General features: G+C 40.3%; 19 protein-coding genes. 4 read left to right on the top strand and 15 right to left on the bottom strand.

Features of this window, described 5'->3' with window-relative positions; genetic code table 11:
* The first annotated feature begins 87 nt into the window (after window positions 1–87).
* Window positions 88–660 (top strand): RidA family protein, encoded by a 573-nt coding sequence (locus HYG79_RS10920; protein WP_179242126.1) that lies wholly within the window; start codon window positions 88–90, stop codon window positions 658–660.
* Window positions 661–663: 3 nt separating this feature from the next.
* Here the strand turns inward: HYG79_RS10920 and HYG79_RS10915 are convergent, their stop codons facing one another.
* The 7 genes from HYG79_RS10915 to HYG79_RS10885 form a co-directional block, all read right to left on the bottom strand.
* Window positions 664–846, bottom strand: a complete 183-nt coding sequence (locus HYG79_RS10915; RefSeq protein ID WP_179242125.1) for a CPXCG motif-containing cysteine-rich protein — start codon at window positions 844–846, stop codon at window positions 664–666.
* A 73-nt stretch (window positions 847–919) separates the two neighbouring features.
* The gene (locus tag HYG79_RS10910; RefSeq protein WP_179242124.1) at window positions 920–2,311 is read right to left on the bottom strand and encodes a TolC family protein; all 1,392 of its coding nucleotides are present in this window, start codon (window positions 2,309–2,311) and stop codon (window positions 920–922) included.
* Window positions 2,308–5,616, bottom strand: coding sequence for an efflux RND transporter permease subunit (locus HYG79_RS10905; RefSeq protein WP_179242123.1), 3,309 nt, complete (start codon window positions 5,614–5,616; stop codon window positions 2,308–2,310). The genes HYG79_RS10910 and HYG79_RS10905 overlap by 4 nt, the downstream gene beginning before the upstream one ends.
* Window positions 5,616–6,746 carry an efflux RND transporter periplasmic adaptor subunit gene (locus tag HYG79_RS10900; protein ID WP_179242122.1) on the bottom strand — a complete coding sequence of 377 codons (1,131 nt, stop codon included), beginning with the start codon at window positions 6,744–6,746 and terminating at the stop codon, window positions 5,616–5,618. The genes HYG79_RS10905 and HYG79_RS10900 overlap by 1 nt, the downstream gene beginning before the upstream one ends.
* Window positions 6,743–7,219, bottom strand: coding sequence for a MarR family winged helix-turn-helix transcriptional regulator (locus HYG79_RS10895; RefSeq protein ID WP_228027862.1), 477 nt, complete (start codon window positions 7,217–7,219; stop codon window positions 6,743–6,745). Before HYG79_RS10895 ends, HYG79_RS10900 begins: the two co-directional genes overlap by 4 nt.
* 146 nt (window positions 7,220–7,365) lie before the next feature.
* Window positions 7,366–8,253, bottom strand: a complete 888-nt coding sequence (locus HYG79_RS10890) for a leucine-rich repeat domain-containing protein (RefSeq protein WP_179242121.1) — start codon at window positions 8,251–8,253, stop codon at window positions 7,366–7,368.
* A gap of 195 nt (window positions 8,254–8,448) precedes the next feature.
* Window positions 8,449–10,347 (bottom strand): ABC-F family ATP-binding cassette domain-containing protein, encoded by a 1,899-nt coding sequence (locus HYG79_RS10885; protein ID WP_179242120.1) that lies wholly within the window; start codon window positions 10,345–10,347, stop codon window positions 8,449–8,451.
* Between the two features lie 64 nt (window positions 10,348–10,411).
* Here HYG79_RS10885 and HYG79_RS10880 point away from each other — a divergent pair, with 64 nt between their 5' ends.
* Window positions 10,412–10,801, top strand: a complete 390-nt coding sequence (locus HYG79_RS10880; protein WP_179242119.1) for a DUF983 domain-containing protein — start codon at window positions 10,412–10,414, stop codon at window positions 10,799–10,801.
* Here HYG79_RS10880 and HYG79_RS10875 read toward each other — a convergent pair.
* From HYG79_RS10875 to HYG79_RS10840, 8 genes are all read right to left on the bottom strand, one after another.
* Entirely contained in the window at window positions 10,782–11,846 is a 1,065-nt protein-coding gene (locus HYG79_RS10875; protein ID WP_179242118.1) for an NAD(P)/FAD-dependent oxidoreductase, read from the bottom strand. The two genes, HYG79_RS10880 and HYG79_RS10875, sit on opposite strands and share 20 nt — an antisense overlap.
* A gap of 76 nt (window positions 11,847–11,922) precedes the next feature.
* Window positions 11,923–12,825, bottom strand: coding sequence for a type IX secretion system ring subunit PorN/GldN (gene porN / locus HYG79_RS10870; protein ID WP_179242117.1), 903 nt, complete (start codon window positions 12,823–12,825; stop codon window positions 11,923–11,925).
* Between the two features lie 58 nt (window positions 12,826–12,883).
* Window positions 12,884–14,443 (bottom strand): type IX secretion system motor protein PorM/GldM, encoded by a 1,560-nt coding sequence (porM, locus tag HYG79_RS10865; RefSeq protein WP_179242116.1) that lies wholly within the window; start codon window positions 14,441–14,443, stop codon window positions 12,884–12,886.
* A 56-nt stretch (window positions 14,444–14,499) separates the two neighbouring features.
* The gene (gene porL / locus HYG79_RS10860) at window positions 14,500–15,150 is read right to left on the bottom strand and encodes a type IX secretion system motor protein PorL/GldL (protein WP_179242115.1); all 651 of its coding nucleotides are present in this window, start codon (window positions 15,148–15,150) and stop codon (window positions 14,500–14,502) included.
* A 75-nt stretch (window positions 15,151–15,225) separates the two neighbouring features.
* On the bottom strand, window positions 15,226–16,581 hold the full coding sequence (gene porK / locus HYG79_RS10855; RefSeq protein WP_179242114.1) for a T9SS ring complex lipoprotein PorK/GldK: 1,356 nt from the start codon (window positions 16,579–16,581) through the stop codon (window positions 15,226–15,228).
* Between the two features lie 120 nt (window positions 16,582–16,701).
* Window positions 16,702–17,859 carry a formimidoylglutamase gene (locus HYG79_RS10850; RefSeq protein WP_179242113.1) on the bottom strand — a complete coding sequence of 386 codons (1,158 nt, stop codon included), beginning with the start codon at window positions 17,857–17,859 and terminating at the stop codon, window positions 16,702–16,704.
* Between the two features lie 120 nt (window positions 17,860–17,979).
* Complete coding sequence (gene topA / locus HYG79_RS10845; RefSeq protein WP_179242112.1) at window positions 17,980–20,484, bottom strand: type I DNA topoisomerase; 2,505 nt, start codon at window positions 20,482–20,484, stop codon at window positions 17,980–17,982.
* A 159-nt stretch (window positions 20,485–20,643) separates the two neighbouring features.
* Window positions 20,644–20,880, bottom strand: coding sequence for a BPTI/Kunitz domain-containing protein (locus HYG79_RS10840; RefSeq protein WP_179242111.1), 237 nt, complete (start codon window positions 20,878–20,880; stop codon window positions 20,644–20,646).
* Window positions 20,881–21,077: 197 nt separating this feature from the next.
* Between HYG79_RS10840 and miaB the strand changes: the two genes are divergently transcribed.
* On the top strand, window positions 21,078–22,526 hold the full coding sequence (miaB, locus tag HYG79_RS10835) for a tRNA (N6-isopentenyl adenosine(37)-C2)-methylthiotransferase MiaB (RefSeq protein WP_179242110.1): 1,449 nt from the start codon (window positions 21,078–21,080) through the stop codon (window positions 22,524–22,526).
* Between the two features lies 1 nt (window position 22,527).
* Entirely contained in the window at window positions 22,528–23,796 is a 1,269-nt protein-coding gene (locus HYG79_RS10830; protein WP_179242109.1) for a sigma-54 interaction domain-containing protein, read from the top strand.
* The last annotated feature ends 11 nt before the right edge of the window (window positions 23,797–23,807 follow it).

Raw genomic sequence — 23,807 nt, 5'->3', positions numbered from 1 at the left:
GTTTTCTGAGGGGTTCTTTCTTTTACAGGGTTTATGGCAATGACTAAATATTATAGTATTTTTAAAGAGTAACTAAATACTACTTTTATGAGAACGCTTCTGATTTATATTTTTGCAATCTTTCTGTTTTCATGCCAAGAGAAACTAGACAGAAACATAGAGCCGATTACAAGAAAAGAATCCATTCCATCCGATTATAATCCGCAGGCCAAATTGCAGGAATTGAACATTAGCTTGAAAAACCCCGGCACCCCGGTTGCCAACTACGTACATGCCGTACGCACCGGAAATCTTATTTTTTTGGCAGGAAAAGGTCCGAAAAAAGATGATGGCAAAAATATCGTGGGGAAATTAGGGGCAGATTTAACCATTGAAGAAGGTTATGAAGCTGCACGATGGGCAGGCATTAATCAATTGGCCGTGCTACAGGCCGAACTCGGCAACCTCAACAAGGTCAAACAAATCGTTAAGGTAAAGGGCGTGGTAAATGCCATTCCAGAATTCAGCGATCAATCCAAGGTCATTAATGGGTATTCCGATTTAATGGTCAAAGTGTTCGGCGAGCGTGGAAAACATGCCAGGGCCGCTGTTGGTATGGGCTCTTTGCCAGGGAATATGGCCGTGGAAGTAGAAATGGTCGTTGAGGTATTTGAGGATTGATTTTTATTGTTCAATATCCCTCGCCTCAAAAGCAACAAGTTCATTCCCTTGAAATCGTGGGGTTACTTCAATAGGGTTACAGCATACCTCACAGTCTTCAACGTAAGTTTGTTTCGGAATCGAGGGATCCATCAACATCGAAATTTCTTCCCAGCAATATGGGCATTGAAAAAAGTGTTCGTACATATATTAGATATTGCCCTGGTCTTTATTCTTTGCTTTGCATAAAAGAATAGTATACATTATGTTCACAATATTGCTAGAACTCAATATTCAACAATTGTCCTGTTAACTGTAGTAATTGCAATTCGGCCAATTTAGCGTCGTACTTGGCCAAATTTTTATTGGTCTGTGCGTTCAATAAATTAATTTGAGCCTGCCTAAATTCAATTGAGGTTATTCTTCCCAATTGAAACTGTTCCTTGGAACGTTCAAAATTATTTTGGTTGGTCAAAACATTCTGTTCTTGAATTTTGAAGATATTCAACCTATTCTCATAAATGGCCAATGCGTTTTGAATATCGCGATTTACCTCTAATTCAATCTGTTTTTTCAATAATTCTTGGTTTTCATACGCTATTTTGGAGTTCTTGACACGCACGGTTGTTCCACCACCGTCAAACAAGTTCCATGTTAAACGTGCGCCTAGGGTAAAATTCCTCCTATTATTAACGGTAACCCCAGGAAAAAATGCAGAGGGTGCGTTATTGTTTAAGTTCCAACCATATGAACCGTTAAGGTCTAAACTGGGTAAATACCCTGATTGGTTTACCTTGATATCGTATTCGTTTATTTTTAGATTTCTTTCGGTCAGTAACAATGCCACGTTGTTCATTTTTGCCTGCGATACGAATTCCTCCAATCTAAGCTTGGGCGTAAACCGTATCAAAGTATCCACTGCGTAGTCTTCGTTCAGGTTTTGGCTCAAAACAACATTCAGGTCACGTTTCGTATTGGCTAATTGTTGTTTTACGTTCAAAAGGTTTATACTATCATTGGTTACGTCAACTTGTGCATTTAAAATATCCAACTTGGTATTCTGTCCGTAATCAAAAGCATATTCCGCCCTAGTTATGCGCTGTTTGGAAATTTCCAAGGCCTGCCGTAGTACGTGCGCGTTTTCGTAAAGGCGGGCTACCTCAAAATATACACTAAAGAGCTGTAGCATGGTATTTTCTATGGTTTCACGAGCTTGGAGTTCGCTTAACTGGTATTGCTCCTTTAACCTTTTGTAATTGTAGAGTCTCCCCAAACCATCAAAAAGGGTATAATTTGCGGTTAAATTGGCGTTATACCGCTGTGCTTCCGCTTTGTACAATTCCGCATCGGGGCGTGGTACAGGATTACCGGACGCGTCAAGTTGCGTCTCCCCTGTTTCGGAGTCCCTCAGAAACTGACCCGGAAACTCAAAGGTAGAATCATCACGTTGGTAGTTTGCGCTGGCATTTCCCGTCAATGTGGGCAAATATCCCGAATTGAGAATGCCTTGGTTGTTCTCGGCTATCTCGACTTGGTTTTTTGCCACCTTTATGCCAAAATTATTTTCAAGCGCCAAATTTACGGCATCTTGTTTTGAAAGTGTTTTTTCCTGTGCAGATAATCTACCCAGCAGAAATAAAGAAAATAGACTTACTAAATATAACTTTTTCATTCTTTGTTTCCTTCTAATTCAACAGCTTGGTTTGAATCATCTGTTGCTGAAAAATTTGATATTTCCCCGTTGAGGGTTTGTCTTGGTTCTTCTTTGCCCCCATCTGCATACGATTCTTCCTCTTTTTGCTCTTTAATGGCACGTTCTACCTCTTCTTTGGTGATATCATTGCCCGTGACCAACCATTTTGTACTTACTTTCATTTTGTTGCTAAAAGCCAAGAACAAAGGTAGCATCAATAAGGTGAGTACCGTAGCGAAACCAATACCATAGGCTATTGATATTGCCATGGGCTTTAAAAACTGTGCCTGCCTGCTGGTTTCCAGCATCAAGGGGGCCAGACCGGCAATCGTTGTTATCGAGGTCAAAAATATGGCTCTGAAACGAGACCGCCCAGCTTCATAAATGGCGTCGTCAAACTTCATACCTTCCCTAAGGTTGCTATTAAACTTGCCTATGAGCACCAGACCGTCGTTTACCATGATACCTATTAGAGCGATGATACCCAACATGGATAGGATATTGATAGGGAAATTATGAATCCAATGGCCCCAAGCGACCGCCGTAAGGCTAAAAGGCACTAAAAGCAATAGCATCAAAGGTTGGCTAAAGCTTCTAAACGTGAAGGCAATGGTAATGTATATCAATAACAATACCGATAAACCCACTACGCGTAGCGAACCGATGAGTTTACCGGCTTCCCTGTTTTGCCCTTCATATGATGGTGTAATGGTAGGATATTTTGAGAGGATATCTGGCATTACATTATTCTGTATCTCAACCATTATATCAGTACCACTTGTGGTTTCGGGGTTTTTAACATCAGCCGAAACCTGTATTTCCCTTCTACCGTCCAATCGGTTTATGGCCACATCGCCGCGCTCGATAGTATAGGTGGCAATTTCTTTTAAGGGTACCCGACTGCCGCCAGGCGTGACTATACGCATCTCGTCCAAATCGGAAATCGATGAGCGATCTTGCCTATCGTACCTTACCCAAACCCGAATCTCGTCTTGTCCCCTTTGAAAGCGTTGCGCCTGTGTTCCAAAAAAACCGGCACGCACCTGCGTCATGATATTCCGTAAATCCAACCCCAATAAATAGGCGTTATCCTTGAGCTGTAACCTGATTTCCTTGATACCAGCCGGGTCGTTGTCCGATACGTCCTTTAACTCCGGATTGTTCTGAAGGGCCGTTTTCAATTCTTCTTTTGCAGCTTTGAGCTCACCTATATTATTACCCAATAGTGAGACCGAAACGGGAGAGCCACCAAAATTACCGCCCGAACCGTAAATAAGGCTTTCAACCCCAATAACGGGGCCTACCAGTTCCCTTAATCGGTTGGTGACCATATCGGAACGTATCTCATCTGGCCTTTCTTCGCCTGGCAGCAGATTGATGGTCAAAGTAGCTGCGGACGAACCGGGGCCCACATTGCGGATTATGTTATCAAAAAGAACCTTATCTGTACCTTTTAAATATTTCTCGGTCAATTCTTGATTTACAATTTCGGATTTTTCCTCTATCATAGAAATGATGGAATCGGTAACTTTTTCATTGGTCCCGTTCGGCATTAACAACTCCACTTGCACCCTATCACTGGCAATCCTTGGGAAAAATGCAGTTCTAATGATGCCGCCGCCAATTGAGCCGAAAGTCAAAATCAATGCTATGGCAAAAAAGGAGAAGGTCAATAGTTTATATTTAAGGCCAAACCGTAAAGTAGGACTGTAAAATTTATCCCGCATCCAAACCATAAAACGGTCACCAGATTCGTTTATGACCCGAAGCTTTGCAAATATTTTACCAATACTTGTTTTGGGTTTTCCCTTGGGTGGTTTCAACGCCTTGGAATGCGCCAAATGCGCAGGTAAGATTATAAGGGCTTCGACCAAGGACACCACCAGTGTCAAAATTACGATAACAGAGACCTCACCAAAGAATTCCCCAATACGCCCATCCAAAAATAGAAATATTGAAAAGGCCAAAATAGTGGTTATAATTGCGGACACGATTGGGGGGATTACCTCCATGGTACCATCAATGGCCGCCTGAATGGGTTTTTTCCCTTTTTCGTAGTGCTGATAAATGTTCTCGGCAATCACAATACCATCATCTACCAAAATCCCGATAACGATAATCATACCGAAAAGGGAGAGAACATTTATGGTCACATCAAAAAAGCCGGCAAATACAAACATTCCCAAAAAAGCGACCGGTAACCCAAAGGCCACCCAAAAGGCAAGGCGTGTATTCAAGAATAGGGATAAAAATATCAAGACCAGGATCATCCCCATGATGGCATTCTCGGTCAATAATTCGGTTCGTTGTACCAAAGTCTTGGAAAAATCGCTGACAACATCCAACTTAACGTTGTTGTACTTTTGATTGAAGTCTTCAACATACTCCTTTACTTTTTCTGCCGAACCGATAAGGTCTTCTGTATTTGTACTGGTGATCGTTGCATTCACAGAAAGGTTCCCATTAAAATAAGAGGCATTCGGTGTCTCTGAGAACCGGTCTCGAATTATGGCAACATCATTTAAACGAATGGTCTGCCCCGAGGCATCTGCCCGTATGATAAGGTTGGATAGCTCGTTCCCGTAATAAGATCTGTTGTTCGCACGGATCAAATACTCTTCCGCATCGGTCTTAATATTTCCACCGGTAACCAAAATGTTGGCATTGCCCACGGCTTGGGCGACTTCGGTAAAGGACATATTGTAGGCCAGCAACATATTTTCATTTACCGCAATCTCTATTTCTTCTTGGGGGTATCCAGAAATCTCTATTTGGGAAATACCATCGATCGCACGTAAATCGTTCTCAATTTGTCTTCCAATCTGTTTTAAGGTAACCAACGGAATATTCTCACCGCTGACCGCAAAACTAATGGTTGGCCGTACCGCATCCAATTTTGAAACAATCAAAGGTTCCATGCCAGACGGAAACGTAGGTACTCTATCCACGGCATTTTTGACCTCTAGGAGCATAAAATCTATGTCCCTACCCTTTTCAATCTCTACATTGATGCTCCCACTGTTTTCACGAGAGGTTGATGTTACGCGGTCAACCCCTTCCAACCCCTTTAGGTTATCCTCTATCTTTAAGATGATACCTTCTTCTATCTCTTGGGGAGAAGCCCCGGGATAGGTAACCTGAATAAGTACATTTTTTGAATCTATTAACGGAAAGAAAGATGACTTTAATGACTTCGCCCCAAAAAAACCAAAAATCGCAAAGGCTATTATGATAACGTTTACGGCAACATGATATTTAATAAAATATGCTATTAGTTTTCGCATTATCCTTTGATGTTTGCAGATTTATCCTCGAAAACCTTTACCGCCATACCCGTGTAAGCCCCTACTAAGGGTTTTGCCATTATGGTCGTGCCGTCCGGAACTTCTTTGATGACCACTTTCTTATCGGTAAAATAAACCGGGTTGACATCGATAACGTCCAAAACGGTGTCGCGTACCACGAATATTTTGTTATTTTCCAAAAGTAGGTTTCGGTCTATTTCAATAGCATCCTGTTCTTCTTTTGCATCGAGATTGGCCTCAAGATACATGCCTTCCCGTAAGGTATTGTCACGAACTTCGATAAACGCTTTTATGGTCTGCGAAGCTTGGTCTACCCTGCCGTTTATGCGGGCGACCTTACCCGTATACATTTTGGTTTTGTCTAAATTGGTCAATGTTACTTTTTCACCGATTTTTAGTAAATCGCTATAGGTTTTGCTGATTGCAACCTCTAGCTCATATACATCCGTATTTATGAACTCCCCTAGTTTTTGACCACCTCTTATCAAGGTTCCCTCGGTCACCAAGGCTTCGGTCAATACACCTTTGAACGGCGCCGGTATTCTGTATTTGGACAATCGTTGTTCCAAATTTTTTACATTGTAATAACTCGTTAAAATACCCCTACCCGTTATAAAGAATTTTTCTTTTTCAGTGGTCAATTCTGGGAGTTCCGGCGTGCTTTTGGCCATATCAAAACCGTTAAGATAGGTCTCCCATTTGGGAAAAATATCCGGGTAGTCCAAACGTAGGTCGGGCATTATGGAGGTCAACTGATTATATAGATTGCTTTTTGCCGATTGTACCGATGCCGCATATTCAGATGCATCTATTCGTATTATCGTTTCTCCTTGATCGTATATTTGACCTTCTTTAAAAAGTTTATTGCCCTTTCTAAACACCCCTTGCACTTCGGCATACAATTCAACCCTTCTTTTTGCGGTAAGATTGCCGTTAGCTGGCACTACTATGGGTACCGCACCGTTTTTGACCACTTCGGTAAAAACAGTTTTTACGACCTTTTGCGCTTTTGGTTTGAAACTTTTTTTACTGTCCACGATTTTTTTGGCCAAAAAGACAGCCAAAACGATAAGCAAAACGCCCACTATGGATAAAATTATTTTTCTCATACTATCTTGGTTATCGGTGTAGTTTTTTCAGCAAGGTTATATTGTATTTTTTGAAGGATAGCGATCATCATATCTTTTTCAACAACTGATACACCGTCTTCCATAATATCTATGACCATTTTGATTATCGGCCTTGTTTTCTCAAATAGAAGCTTCCCTGTTTTGGTAATGTAGATATCGTTTACCCTCTTATCATCTGCGTTTTGTTCTCTTACTATGTATTTTTTGGACTCCATCTTAGCAAGAAGTCGAGCGAGGGAAGATTTGTCCCTAAATGTAAGTGAGGCCAACTCGTTTTGATTTAAACCATCTTCTTCGTATAGTTTTTTAAGAACGACCATTTGCTCCTTAGTAAGGTCCAGACCGTTTTTATGAAAAGCCTCCTGTAAATGATAATCTACCATCTTCACGGTTCTACCAAGCCAAGGCCCCACCGAACTTTCAAAATCTATGTGTACTATTGGTTTTTTCAAGCGACAAAGCTAAACATTACGAAAATGGTTGCATATGCAACTATTGTTAAATAATTCTTAAATGTTGAATCTTTTTATAGTATTATAAAACAAAAAAAAGGATGCTTAAAAGCATCCCTTTTACAACCAACTTAAATCTATAGCAACTAATCTTCAACATCCTCAAACTTAGTGTCCGCCATTCTGGTTTCACTAAAGTTTATATTTTTGAACTTATCTATATCTTCCTTTCTATCATAATCAAATACCAACATTTCTTTGGTATTCATCAATTTCAGCGACTTGAATGAATTGAACTTATTGTTCTGAATCTGAAAAACCTTTAAGCTTGCCAGTTGGCCTATCTCTTTTGGTATTTCCCCTTCCAAACCATTATTGGCCAAAACAAGTTCCTTTAATTTTACCAAGTTGCCTATATCCGAGGGTATAGCACCGTATAAGGTATTTTCAAAAAGGCCAAGACTTTCCAACTCTGTTAGGTTACCCAGGGAAGTTGGGATTCTTCCGCTTAAATTGTTACTTGACAAATTCAAAATCTTCAACTTTTTTACTTCCCCGATTTGCTCTGGAATAGTACCGTTGAAAAAATTATTGAAAGCGGTGAGCTCCACCAAACTTGTCATAGTACCAATGTTCTCCGGTAAATTTCCCTTCACCCGATTCATTTCCAATTTTAGTACTTTAAGATGGCTTAATTCGGTAATATCCGAAGGCAATTCTCCCGTTATATTGTTAAAAGCCAAGTTTAGGGTAGACAATTGCTGTAAACGCCCCAAACCTTTGGGTAAGGGTCCCATTAGGTTGTTGGCAAACAAATTGAGTTCTACCACATGGCCTTCATCTATTTTTACGCCATACCATTGGGAAACAGGTTCTTTGAGGTTCCATTTATTTTTCCAATGATTGCCGTTGGTACTCTTAAACAAATCTAAAAGTGCTTTTTTCTCATCTTTTGGGATTTCCCTTGTCAAATTGGCTTGAACCAATTGAAAAGAGACCAAAAAGAACGCAAAAACTAATAGTGGTTTTTTCATAGATTAAAATTATATTACAATTCGTAAAACTTGGGACATGTAATTGTTTATAACCTAATAAAGAATTACCCTACAAATTTAATATCTAAATAGATTACCCGCAAAATTTATCGATGAACCACCGTATAATGTTGTGAAACCCTTGTATTTTGTGGTTTCAAGATTTATTGTTTTTGTAAGAATGGCCGTGTAAGGTCAAGATTCCAGCTCTAGGGTAATTTCCTCCCAACGCTGCATGAGTTGCTCCAACTCTTTTTTCTTCTTTTGGTAGCTGTCAAAAAAATTAGGCTTCGCTATGGTTTCATCATAATTCATGAGCAGCTGATGGTCTATTTCGGCAATTTCTTTTTCCATCTGTGAAATTTTACTTTCAACAGAGCTCAATTTGTTCTTTAGGGATTTAGAACGCTTTTCATCTTGATAACTATTTGTGCTATTATTTTTTTTATCAACTACTTTTTCTTTTTTCTCTATGGCTCTAAAATCCTCTGCCTTTCGCTGTTCGAGATAATAGTCAATATCCCCCAAATATTCTTTAAGACGCTTGTCTCTGAATTCATACACTTTGTTCGTAAGCCCTTGAAGAAAATCCCTGTCGTGGGATACCAAAATCAAAGTACCCTCAAAATTTTGTAATGCCTGTTTTAAAACGTTTTTTGATTTGATGTCCAAGTGATTGGTAGGTTCATCCATTACCAGAACATTAAAGGGCTGAAGTAACATTTTGGCCAAGGCCAAACGGTTGCGCTCCCCACCCGACAATACTTTTACATATTTTTCAACCTCATCGCCACGAAAAAGAAAAGACCCTAAAATATCACGTACTTTACTCCTGTTTTTCTCGTTGGCGGCATCGATCATCGTATCCAAAACGGTTTTACTACCATCAAGATATTCTGCTTGATTTTGGGCAAAGTAGCCCACCTGAACATTATGGCCTAATTTCAAATGCCCCTCATAATCCAACTCACCTACGATTATTTTTGCCAAAGTAGACTTGCCCTGACCGTTTTGACCTACAAAAGCAGTTTTACTGTCGCGCTCTACTAATAGGTCAATTGAGTCCAAAACATGATTGTCCCCATAGCTTTTGCTCACATCATCGATTTCAGCAATTATTTTTCCCGGTGTAACCGAGACCGGAAAACGAACGTTCATAACGGCATTGTCGTCTTCATCGACCTCAATACGTTCCATCTTATCCAATTTTTTGATGAGCGATTGCGCCATGGATGCCTTGGTAGATTTGGCCCTAAACTTTTCTATTAATCGTTCTGCTTGCTGAATTTCCTTTTCTTGATTTTTTTGGGCGTTCAACTGCTGTTCTTGAATTTCTCCCCGTAGCTTTAAGAATTGTGAATAGGGTTTGTTGTAATCATAGATTCTCCCCAAGGATATTTCAACGGTCCTATTGGTGACGTTGTCCAAGAACATTTTATCATGTGAAACGATGACTACCGCACCATTGAAATTCTTCAAAAACTGCTCTAACCAAATGATCGATTCAATGTCCAGGTGGTTCGTGGGTTCATCCAGCAATAAAACATCATTGTCCTGTAACAGTAGTTTGGCCAATTCAATACGCATTCTCCATCCACCCGAAAAAGTATCGGTTTTTTTTTCGAAATCGCCCCTTTTGAACCCAAGCCCCAACAATACTTTTTCGGTATCGCCCTGATAGTTGTATCCGCCCAAGATTTCGTATCTATGGGTTATATCGCTTAAATCGATAATGAGTTGATTATACCCTTCACTTTCATAATCGGTACGCTCGGCCAATTGATGGTTTATGTCATCCAGCTGCCGCTCTAATTTTTTTATTTCCTCAAAAGCTTGATACGATTCTTCTAAAACGGTACGGCCTTGTTCAAAATCGATATCTTGGCGTAGAAAACCTATTTTCACATCCTTTTCCATAGCAATAATGCCAGAATCCAAAGGCATGTCCTTTGTTAAAAGTTTAAGTAGGGTAGATTTGCCCGCACCGTTCTTTCCGATCAGTCCCACACGGTCGCCCCCGTTCAATCGAAACGAGATTTCCTCGAATAAGTATTCGCCACCGAAAGAGACGGAAAGGTTATGGATATTAAGCATATTTTGTGACCGTTGTTACATTAATTGCCCCAGCAAACTTGTATTTTTGCTAAAACTTTTGCAAATGTTAAAAAAAGGGAACAAACTCTACAGTATTTTAACAGGAACTTGTCCCAAATGCCATGAAGAAAGTATGTATTTGGAGAAAAACCCGTACAAAATCGGTTATCTTTTTAAAATGCACGAGCGTTGCTCTAACTGTAATACCAAATATAAAATAGAACCCTCTTTTTTTTACGGTGCCATGTATGTTAGTTATGGTCTAGGAGTCGCTTTTGCAGTGGCAACTTTTGTAATTGCGAAATTATTTGTGGGTATGGGCCTTATAAATACCTTTATAGCGATTGTAGCGACCTTGGTCGTTTTTATGCCGATTATCATAAGGCTTTCGAGAAATATTTGGATAAACTTTTTCATTACGTATGAACCCGATGCTACACATTCGAGTTCATAACATATTTTTTACGAAATCTAGATATATCCATTTCCTGCGATATAGGTGATTTTTCTTCTATAAAATGATACAATTGCTGGGATGCGGAAGGGGCTATCATCACGCCTCTAGACCCAAAACCGTTCAGCACGAACAGGTTTTTGTGTTCAGGGTGTTGCCCTACCAATGGCCTCCTGTCGGTAACCGTAGGGCGAATACCCGCAACCTGATCAATGACTTCGTAATCGCACTCAATAAAAGAGTTCAGTTTTTGCAACAATTCTTTCCTTGTTTCTTCAGTTGGAAGATTTGTGGTGTCCTTCCATTTGTAGGTAGCTCCTACCCTATACACATCATTTTCTTCGGAAATACAAAAGATAGATGCTTTTATGGCTGCTTTGACCTTTAACTTGGGAGCTTTGATGAACAGGTATTCGCCTTTGGTACCCGTCAACGGCAAGTAATTAAAGTATGGGTTTTGTTTTAACCCAAAGCCTTCACAAAAAACGATTTGCTTTGCTTTAACGGAATCATATTCAACATAGCCTTTTGTGATGCGCAACGTATTATAATCAAATGAGCTCCTAATCAAGCGATTATTTTTTGATAAAAATTGGGAATACGTTTTTAACAATGTTGCCGTATCAATTTTTCCGGTATGCAAGACTTCACCATAACCAAATGGAGCATCAATATTTGGATTGGTATTATCCAGTATTTGAGGTGACATAAATTCTCTTAACCCTACTTTATCCGATGCCTCAAACCATAGATTCTGTTCTTCTACACCAGCAAACCTGCGCATAACAGGAATTTTATGATCCAATCGTATACTAAGTTTTTTTTCAAGTTGCCGATAAAACGGAGCGGCAAACTTAAATTGTTCCACTGCGTTCCATGCCAATGTAAAACGTTTCAAGATTACTGGGTTATAAAGCCCTGCCGCTACTTTTGAAGCTATTTGGGAATCGTCGCTGATGACCTTAAAGGTTTTTCCATGTTTTTCCAAAGTTTCGGCAAAGGATGTTCCTGCCAAACCAAGACCCACGATCAAATAATCTAACATAGCGTAAAAATAAAAAACGCCGCACAGTAGTGCGGCGTTTTTTATGATGTTTTTGAATTGGAATGTTGATCAATGCCTAATAGGCCCACATATCTTGTTCCCTATCCCTGATAGTTTCCTTAATACGTTTGGCTTCCAGCAATTGGAACAAGGCATTGTCCGCAATATAATCACTTACCTTGCGGTCTCCGTGAACATTGTCTTCTTTATAGATAACCGCATTGAACCTTCTTGCATTCAACAACATATCAAAAGTGATAGGTTGTGCCGAATTTCGCTGGTTGAACACCTTGGCATCATGCAATACTTGTCTTGCGCCTGGGTACCATACCCAAAACAATTCGACTTTGGCATCACCTGGATCCATGGTCTCGTCATCAATAAAGTTAACGTCCGGTGCCACGGGAGCAATACCCAATAAACGGTATTTAAGTTCTCCTTGTCGTTTGTCAAAGTACCAAATTCCCTTAATACGGTACTCCTCGATATCAGCGGCAGTAAGTTCCCTTCTCATGATGTATTCAGGAGAAATTTCCTCACCTGCGTTCAATTGTTCGTAACCGTAATCAGTAGTATCGGTCTTTTGTAAAGTGGCCGTAAGATCTTCGAACTTTCTCTTTTCGGTAAAATAGGAATCTACGTAAACGTCTTCCAATTTTCCGTTTTTAATGTTCTTCATAAGAACATCGTACAAAGACCTTCTATCGGATCCTATATCTATGGTATCTGTAGGGTAATATAGCGGAAAGTTTACCCTTTCATCCAAATCTATGGTTTCCCATACTGTTTTGGACCAAAGAATATCCCTATCATCCACATAACCATACTCCATTGGTGTATCGTTATCGGACTCAATTTGCGCCTCTGTCTTTTGACCGATTTCCTCTGGCTTTTTGGCATTTAAAATATTTGCCTGTGCCACCATGGATACGGGTAAAAGTGATACCACTCCAATTAATAAAACATTCTTCCAATTCATCAGATACATAATTTTAAAGAAGCTGGGTGTATGTGAACACCCAGCATATCAATTTTTACTAGTTTGTAATCTCCACAACTACAGGAGATACTTTCTTTAATTTATAACTCTTGTTATTCGTAATATAAGCGTTTACATCAAAAATCTGCACTGCGTCGCCACGCTTGGCTCTTTTAAGGGCAGACTTGGCACGTGAGTCCAATTTGTTACCCCTTACGCTCACCGTTGGTTGACCAGGAACCTTGAACTTAAATCCGCTAACAGCAAGATTCAAATCAAAATCAAAATCTTCCAACAAAGCGCCTACCGTTGCAATCTCCAAGTTTCTTCTTGGCATTTTTGCACTACCGGTTTGTCTACTCACCGAACCTGAAGGCCTAGGAATATCCTTGATTCTAAATTCTGCTGGAGTAGAGATACGTTGACCGTCAGGCAATGTTCCCGAAGCAACAATCTTGACCGTTCTACCTTTACCTGGGCTCATAACATATTTGCTACCACCTCTCTTGGAAAGTCCAGGAGCAGATGCAGAAACCTTATTGTCAGGTACACCCGGGATAGAAATCGTCATTGGGTTGGCAACGCCACGATATACCACATTCATCTTATCGGCAGCGATAACGGCAGCATTAGGCTTGGTAATCGTTGCGAAAGTACTGTTTACTTTTACAGGTACTTCTTCACCATCCTGCATAAAGAACATCTCACCTTCAACCTTGTGGTCTCCCGCAGATCCGGCACTTATCAATAATTTGATACCACCAGCTTCCAAAGCATAATCTTTACCTTCAGATAATTTTCTACCGTCAAGTGTTAATTCGGCTCTTACTGGAGTAGATGAATTATCGGTTTTGCTAACGATAATCTTACCATCATACTTTTCACCAGCATAGAAAGCGCTTTTGCTTGCAGATAATGAAGTTGCAAAGTTCTTTAAAGAAACCTGATTTGTCAACTCCCCTTCCAACATTGCCTTTAAGGCATCTTCTTCCGTTGATTTGATATCGGCTTGTAAAGCGGTCAACTTGGTCAAAGAAGCTATCAAAGGAAAACCTTCGTAGTGATATTTGATCCAGTCTTGTTTGGTACCGTCCCTTTTTGTTTCCTTACCGTTTTCGTCACCTGTTTTAAAACGGGACTCAACGGAAGCTTTCATTCTTGTAGGGACCAAAACGCTAACCTGATCGCGATAGTCGTTAATTCTTTTTAAGAATTCTTTTCCACCCGCTGTCAAGTTATCGCCTTGAAAGAACTTTTGGTCTAAGTAATCCGACTTGTCCATTACTTGATAGTCTGTTGGGTCTTCAACACCTTTCAGCATTTCTTTTTTAAGACCTTCCAAATAATCGTAGTAATCTTGAGACAGACTCTTTATCTTGTTGGCATCTTTATATACCTTTTCGTATTTGGTGGCGTTTTCAGATGCTTTTGTTTCTAAACTAGCTAAGAATAAATCATTATCCTCTGCTGTTTTTGCGTTAGAAGCTTCCATCTTTTGGTTCATAATACCAAAAGCCGCAAGAACTTCTTTACTCATGTTCAACGCCAGCATACAAATGAAAACCAAGTACATTAGGTTGATCATTTTCTGACGTGGTGACTGTTTTCCTCCTGCCATGTTTTCTAATTAGTTTTTAATTATTATTTGATTTGGGGTTATTCAACTAAAACTAATTAGTTTTTACTCATTGCAGAAAGCATACCACCGTAAACTCCGTTCAAAGAAGATAGGTTGGTAGCCAAAGATTCCATTTGGTCTTTTAACGCAGAAGCGTTCTGTACAACTTCTTCGTTTACCGTAGCTTGTTTGCTAGCACTTTCTAACTGCACTTTGTATAAGCTGTTCAAAGATTCCATTTGAGCGGCAGCCTGTACCATTTCGTCAGAATATTTTTTGGTAGATTCCATTGCATCGACCGTTGGGGCGATACCTTTTGCAGCACCTTCGAAGTTTCTGATACTAGTACCTAAACTCTCCATGAGGTTTGCATCTACTCCGGCTTCTTTTAACAAGTTATCCAATTTGGCGGATAAAGAAGCTTCTGCCTCTTTCATTTCAGCTACTTCGTTGTTTCTACCGTTTGATTGACCTCCGGATAATTCTGGGTAAACTAGAGACCAATCGTATTCATCATCAATTGGTTCAAATGCACTGATAGCAAAGATAAGTGCTTCGGTAATAAGACCTACTGCCAAAAGAAGGCCACCTGTTAACGGTCCAAATTCCCAGTGAAGGATCTTGAACAACGCACCAATAATAACTACCGATGCTCCAAGGCCATAGGCCATGTTAAATAATTTCTTTGTTGATTTTGACTGTGCCATAATTTAAGATTTAATTCAAATTTAATGTTAATAATAAGTATTTGGTTTATTGTTGGGTATGATATAATACATAATTTATTGTGTTGAATCTTCCTCGCCCATGTAATCTTGAACGGTCCTGAATCCTATATAACTTCTTGCAGAGTCCCTATACTCGTAATCTCTTGTACTTACTTGTAGGAAATAAGCAACATCTTTCCAAGATCCCCCACGGATTACTTTACGGGCGTTCGCACCGTCACCACCATTAGGGTTCATTGTGGAAACGAATTCATAAGAGCCTAGGTCGTAACTTGAGTTCGTCCATTCCGATACGTTACCCGCCATATTATATAAATTGAAATCGTTGGGTTCGTAAGATTTTGCCTCTACGGTATACAGCGCTTGATCCGCTGCATAATCCCCTCTTTGAGGTTTGAAGTTTGCCATAAAGCAACCTGTATCACTAATTACGTAAGGACCTCCCCATGGGTACGTGCCACTTTCGATACCACCTCTGGCCGCATATTCCCACTCTGCCTCTGTAGGTAACCTAAACCTGTTCACAAATTGTCTGCCACGACTTTTTTGGTCGTCGTTCTTGAATTTTGTTCTCCAGTTACAGAATGCTTTTGCCTGCATCCAAGAAACACCAACTACCGGATAATCGCTGTAAGCGTCATGCCAGAAATAGTCATTGTGCATGGGTTCGTTATAAGAGTATTCAAAATCCCTGATCCAAACGGTCGTATCAGGATAAATTTCCAATTCTTCTTGCTTTATGAAATCTTTCCTGTCATTTGTTTTGGCACGTGCAGCGGCCTCAATGTCCATCCAGCTGTATTTGTATTTCAACTTTCTTACATCAATAGTGCGTTGACCATTATAAGATTCTTCTTCGGGCAGATAAATGGAATCTACCATTATCTCAGTATAGTATTCATCGGGGTATTCGGAAACGTCCCATACCAGATCTACGTCTTTGTTAAGGGCCCTGCCCTCGTAATAGTCGTCACCAAAATCTGCACGATCCAACATGTATTTATCGTAAGCCGATAGTTTGGTAGTGTCGGCATCCTTAAATGCATATTCCCCGATACCTTCGTCTTCTGGGCTTAGCCCTAATTCATCTGCCAAGATAGCAAGCTTTGTTCTTGTAATGGAATCTTTTACCCATTCTACAAACTGACGGTACTCGCTATTCGTAATTTCCGTATCGTCCATATAAAAGGAACGAACGGTAACGGTTTTGGTCGGTGCATTAAGAACTTTTGCTTGATCTTCCTCACTTTTTCCCATGATAAAAGATCCTCGAGGAATCAACTCCATGCCGTAAGGTTTTTCCGGATACCATTTTTTCCCTTGGGCTCCGACTAGTTCTCCTTTTGTTTTGGACCCACAACTTGTGAGTAAAAAAACAAATGCTATAGATAACAACAATAGCTTCTTCATACTTTAGGTTAAATTTCGATTAAGACTATAAACTGTAAATACAATTAATTTCTATTCTCTAAAACTACTTATTGAGAAATTTATTGTACAAAACTATTTATCCTTTTAAATTTTTATTTATTAGTTAAAACCTTTCTTGTAGGCCTTGAACCACCGTTCGGGAATATTTTGGTCGCAAGCGTCCAGATAGTCCTTCTCTGCGCATGGTAATAACGATGGTGATTTGGTTTTATTATGTGAAGATAAAATTGATGGCACTTCTACCCACCACCTTTCGGTGAGGTTACTTTTATGGAATATGAGCTCGTCAGTATCGGACGGAACAATGAATTTTATGAAATCGTTCGAGTTTTCGAAGGGGGATTCTTTTATCCTAAAGTTAAAGCCTTCGATAAAATACCATATCATTTGGGCAACCAGTTGATGGGATTGGGACGTGTTCTCGCTCTCGTATATTCCAAATATGGATACGTTATCGCTTAGACCGGCGTATCTCGCAATGGCACAAATTTCCCTTCCCGTAAAACCGTTAGGGGAAAAGTTGCTTGAGAGTCCTATCTCGCTTGCTCGCACAGCACGTGCGTCCAAACTTATCAAATGTGCATTTCTGAGAACAGGTTCTGCCAAGGTAATGTCCGAAGCTATTTCGCCCAAACGGTAAGCATCAAAAAAAAGACGCTCCATTAAATCGATTTCTTCTTGGGCATTAAAATAACTCTGGTAACCTATATTGGAAAAATTAAATAGATTATTGGGTTTATCGGTTATGATCTTGCTCATATAGGAGTGGGAAGAGATAAGCTCCTCATCCATTCCAAAATCAAATCTACTGTCAATGGCAACCAAATTGACCATATCCTTGATTTTATCAAAAGATCGATACGTAGCATAAGTAAGGTCTTGTGTGTCACCAATAATTATCGGAACAATATTTTCCTCCAACAGGCCGGCGGAGACTTCTTTGAGGACAAAATAGGTATCTTCCACGGTTGCCCCTTCTTCTATATTTCCCAAATCAACAATACTGGAATTCCAATTGCCCAGCATCAACTTGTATAGCTGGATCCTAATATCTCCAAGATTTAGTTTCTCAGGTTTTTTTTCAAAAGCGTTCCTAGATTCGTTCACGCCCAAAATAGCGAAAGAGACATTCGCCAAAACGGGCAGACCCTCTTTTTGGGTATGTTTGTAAATATGCTTTCCCAATGCCTGTGGCGGCAATAATTCGCAATGTGCCAACACTTTGTCTTCTACGGGAACTAAAAAATCAAAGGCCATCTTAGGGTTATGGATTATGGGTTAAAGGGAACATTGAATATAACAGCCTCAACATTTGCAATGATCATTATCAGTTTTCGTATTAAATAATCCTTCGACTCGACTTCTGGCTGCCATTGCTTATTTTTTCTTTGCTTTAGGTTTCGCCTTGGCCTTAGCTCTTGCTTTCTTCTTTGGAGTTTTTTTCTCGATCAGCGTTTGCGCCTCCTCCAATGAAATTTTGGTAGCATCAACGGTTTTGGCCAACTCTACCTTTATTTTTCCTTTGATAATGTTATGCCTTCCCCATCGTGCCTTTTCTATTCGAATGCCCTCTTCAGGCCATTCTTGTATAAGCTTATCTATCTCTTTTTGCTTTTTTATTTCTATCAATTCCTCGATATCCGATTGGGACAAATTATCAAAATCATACTTTTTGTTCACGTTTATGAACATGCCGTCCCACTTTATAAAAGGCCCAAAGCGCCCCGTACCTTTTTGAACGTCCTTACCCTCGTACTGGGCAATAGGTGCATCTGCTTTTTGCTTTGCCTTTATCAGTTCCACAGCCCTATCCATAGTAATTTCCATGGCATTGTCTTCTTTTTCCATTGACACGAATTTCTTTCCAAAACGTACATAGGGCCCAAATCGCCCCACATTGGCCTCGACCTCTTCACCTTCGTACACCCCTAATTTTCTAGGTAGTTTAAAAAGGTCCATCGCTTCTTCATAAGTAATTGTGTTTAAGGACTGATCTGGCAATAGACTTGCAAAACTTGGCTTTTCCTCATCATCAACGGTACCTATTTGCACCATAGGCCCAAATCTGCCCAAACGAACGGAAACCTGTTTCCCTGTTTTGGGGTCTTTTCCCAGAATACGTTCGCCGCTGGCGCGATCGGCATTTTCTTCAACATCTTTTACTGTAGGATGAAAATCTTTGTAGAAGTCTTTCATCACCTTTTGCCAATCTTCCTGACCTTCTGCAATTTCATCAAAATCCTCTTCTACTTTCGCCGTAAAATTATAATCCAGTATATTGGAAAAATTACTGACCAAAAAATCGTTGACGATCATTCCTATGTCTGTTGGCACTAATTTACCCTTGTCCGAGCCTACAGTTTCGGTCAAGTTCTTTTCCTTTAAGTTATCGGATTCCAAAAGCAATTGCACATACTTTCTTTCCGTACCATCAACGGTACCCTTTTCTACATAGCCCCTGTTCTGAATGGTAGAGATTGTTGGCGCATAGGTTGATGGACGGCCGATCCCCAGCTCCTCCAGTTTTTTTACCAAAGATGCTTCGGTATATCTGTATGGTGGTCTTGAAAACCGTTCGGTCGCCGTAATGTATTTATTCTCCAAGGTCTCACCAACCTTCATGGCGGGCAACATACCTTCTTGCTCCTCAGCAGCATCCTCATCATCAAACCCTTCCATATATACTTTTAAAAAGCCGTCGAATTTAATGACCTCACCATTTGCCGTAAACTCTTCGGCATGGGTATTGCTCTTAATTTTTACATTGGTACGCTCTAATTGTGCATCGCTCATTTGCGAAGCGATAGTTCGTTTCCAGATAAGTTCGTATAATTTTGATTGGTCCCGTTCCAGTGATGGCGACTGGTTTTTGATATCGGTCGGGCGAATGGCCTCATGGGCTTCCTGCGCCCCTTTGGATTTGCCCTTGAAATTGCGAACGTTACTATATTCTTCTCCGTAATTTGATATGATTGCGTCTTTGGCCGCATTAATGGCTTCGCCCGATAGATTTACGCTATCGGTCCTCATATAAGTAATCAAACCTGCTTCGTACAAACGCTGGGCCACTTGCATGGTACGACCAACCGAAAAATATAGTTTTCTTGACGCCTCTTGTTGTAAGGTAGATGTCGTAAAGGGTGCTGATGGCGATTTTTTTGCAGGCTTTTTGTCCAGATTCCCGACTGAAAAATCCGCTCCGATATTTTGCTTTAAAAATGCTTCCGCCTTTTCTTTTGAAGAAAAGGTCTTATTCATTTTTGCAGTAAAAACACTACCGGCCAAGGTCTTGAACTCGGCCGATATCTTAAAAGATGCCTCTGGGGCAAAACCTTCAATATCACGTTCCCGCTCAACGATCAATCTTACTGCGACCGACTGCACCCTGCCAGCGGAAAGTCCTGGTTTTATTTTTTTCCAAAGTACAGGGGAAAGCTGATACCCTACCAATCTATCCAAAACGCGCCGGGCCTGTTGGGCGTTTACCAAATTGTAATTTATCTCACGTGGATTGTCAATGGCCTTTTGTATGGCCGATTTGGTGATAGAGTTAAAGACGATACGCTTGGTCTTGTCCTTGTCCAATCCCAATTCCTCGGCCAAATGCCAGGAAATCGCCTCTCCTTCTCGGTCCTCATCACTGGCCAGCCATATGGTTTCCGCTTTTTTGGCCAAATCCTTCAGTTTTTTAACGAGTGCCTTTTTCTCGTTATCCACAATGTATTTTGGTTTAAAATCATTGTCGACATCTACACCCAGTTCTTTGGAAGGAAGGTCGGCAATATGCCCAAAACTGGACTCTACCTTATACTCTTTTCCTAGAAATTTTTCTATGGTCTTTGCCTTTGCGGGGGACTCTACAATCACTAAATTCTTGGCCATTCAATCATTTTTGGAGTCACAAAAGTAGTTGAATTTTTTAATTTTTGACCATACCATATATATACTGACTAAAAAGCACTCCCTAAACACGGGTGTTTTACGACTTTTTTTTGATGTAGCCATTTGATGCGGAAACACCCTTTTTGAAATACTGCATATCTATTTTTCACATTCTAGACATTCCTCAAGTGTATCAAAGGGTACGACACCACCACAACCGCCCCATGTAAATTCCTTACACTTTTGTTCCTCTTTATCAAAATAAAATTTTGGGATAGCGGCATCGCAATTTCCAACTTGAGGCTCTAGACCGCATCTGCCGTTATCGTCATTATCGGAACATGAGATAAAGCAAACGGTACTACATACCAAGATTAAAAACACGTTCTTTTTCATTTTTTTTGTTTTGGATATTCAATAAAAGGTTGTTATTGTTTAGATAGGAACAAATACAATCAGTTGCGTAGGGCCTAGAACAATTAACATTTTGGCATCACAATATTTCGCTAATTTTTAACTGTCAATTTGTCACTAATTTTAATTTAGTACTATCTTTGCAAATCCATCAATAGTTTGGAAAGAATTGTATTTACATGGAGAAGATTATAGACGAGTCAGTTCAAGGCACCTCACTTTCGATAGAAAATAATAGCGAAAACAACCGCAACCTTTACATAGAAAGTTATGGTTGTGCCATGAACTTTTCCGATAGCGAAATAGTAGCTTCCATTTTGGCGAAAGAGGGCTTTAACACTACCCAAGAACTTGAAGAGGCCGACCTTGTTCTTGTAAATACCTGCTCTATTCGTGAAAAAGCCGAATTGACCGTTCGCAAACGCCTGGAAAAATTCAATGCCATCAAAAAAGAACGGCCCCATATGAAAGTAGGGGTTTTGGGCTGTATGGCTGAGCGTCTCAAAAGCAAGTTGTTAGAAGAGGAAAAAATAGTTGATATGGTGGTAGGCCCCGATGCCTATAAAGACTTACCAAACCTAATTCAAGAAGTGGACCAAGGTAGGGATGCTGTAAACGTGATCCTCTCCAAAGAAGAGACTTACGGCGATATTTCTCCCGTAAGGTTAAATACCAATGGGGTGACTGCCTTTGTATCGATCACGCGGGGATGTGACAACATGTGTACCTTTTGCGTGGTGCCCTTTACGAGGGGCAGGGAGCGTAGTCGTGACCCACAATCTATCCTCGAAGAAGTTAATGAACTTTGGGACAAGGGTTTTAAGGAAATCACGCTTCTTGGGCAAAACGTAGATAGTTATTTATGGTATGGTGGCGGATTGAAAAAAGACTTTGCCAAAGCATCGGAGATGCAAAAAGCGACTGCCGTAGGTTTTTCCAAATTATTGGAAATGGTAGCATTGGCCCAACCCAAGATGAGGATTCGTTTTTCCACATCCAATCCGCAAGATATGACTTTGGATGTCATCAAGACCATGGCCAAATACAATAATATTTGCAACCATATTCATTTACCGGTTCAAAGTGGAAGCAATCGCATTTTAAAAGAAATGAACCGTTTGCATACTATTGAGGAGTATTTTGAATTGATCGATAATATTAGGGAGCTACTGCCCGATTGCTCTATTTCTCAAGATATGATTGCCGGGTTCCCCTCGGAAACCGAAGAGGACCACAAAGCTACTTTGGCCGCTTTGGAACGTGTAAAATATGACTTTGGCTACATGTATCTCTATTCCGAACGCCCGGGCACGATGGCAGAAAGAAAATTAGAGGATGATGTTCCCGAGGAAACCAAGCAACGAAGATTGTCCGAAATCGTAGCGTTACAAAGGGCACATTGTAAACTAAGGACCGAACGCCACTTGGGAAAAGTGCAGGAAGTATTGATAGAAAAAACCTCTAAAAAATCAGATATGCAATGGATGGGAAGAAACTCGCAGAACACGGTCGTGGTTTTCCCCAAAGAAGACTATAAGATAGGTGATTTCGTCAACGTGAAAATCAATGATTGTACTTCTGCCACTCTTATCGGTGAGGCAGTAGGCTATAGTGACAGTAACACATAAAATGGAAAACATACAATCTATAAAGCAACGCTTTGAAATCATTGGCAATGATATAAAGCTCAACCGCGCCATTGAAAAAGCCATTCAGGTGGCCCCAACCGATATTTCGGTATTGGTTACCGGGGAAAGCGGTGTGGGCAAGGAATCCATTCCTAAAATAATCCATTCCCTTTCCCATAGAAAACATGCCAAATATATCGCGGTAAACTGTGGGGCCATTCCAGAAGGTACTATCGACAGTGAACTTTTTGGACATGAAAAAGGGGCTTTTACGGGGGCAACATCCACACGAAGTGGTTATTTTGAAGTTGCCGACGGTGGCACTATTTTTTTGGACGAAGTCGGGGAATTGCCCTTGACCACTCAAGTACGTTTGCTACGTGTTCTTGAAAACGGGGAATTTCTTAAAGTGGGGTCCTCACAGGTACAAAAGACCGATGTGCGTATCGTGGCCGCAACCAATGTAAATATGTTCGAGGCCATTAAAAAAGAACGCTTTAGGGAAGATTTATACTACAGATTGAGTACTGTTGAAATCAACATTCCACCCTTAAGGGAACGCAAGGAGGATATTCATTTATTGTTCCGCAAATTTGCATCTGACTTTGGTCAAAAATATAAGATGCCCACCATTAGGCTGGCCGATGATGCCATTCAACTGCTCTTGAAATATAGATGGCCGGGGAACATTAGACAGCTTAGAAACATTGCCGAGCAAGTATCGGTTTTAGAGGAAAAAAGAAATATCTCGTTAGAAACATTGAACAGCTATTTGCCCAATGCGGGCAATTCCAATTTACCGGCCATTGTAGGACAAGATAAAAAAGAAGGTGATTTTAGCAACGAACGCGAGATTCTTTACAAAGTTTTATTCGATATGAAAGGGGATTTGAACGACCTGAAAAAATTGACCTTGGAACTGTTGAAAAATAACGATACGGAAAAAGTACAGGAAGAAAACGAAACGTTGATTCAAAAAATTTATGGATCGGACACCGAGGAGTACGTAGAGGAACAAACAGCTCCCGTAGATGTTCTACGACTTCCCGAGCCTTATCCAGAACAGCCAGTACCGCAATTGACCAAAGAGGACAAGTATCATTTTGCCGAGGAAATTGAAGAAGAAGAAACCTTATCTTTACAGGAAAAGGAGATCGAGTTGATAAAAAAGTCATTGGAGCGCAATCGCGGAAAAAGAAAAGCGGCAGCGGCCGAATTGGGTATTTCCGAACGTACACTCTACCGAAAGATAAAACAATATGATCTGTAAGTGTCTGTAAT

The sequence above is a fragment of the Costertonia aggregata genome (assembly GCF_013402795.1).
GTDB classification, from domain to species: Bacteria; Bacteroidota; Bacteroidia; order Flavobacteriales; family Flavobacteriaceae; genus Costertonia; species Costertonia aggregata.
The sequence above is the reverse complement of the archived record's forward strand: the minus strand, read 5'-3'. Positions and strand labels throughout refer to the sequence as shown.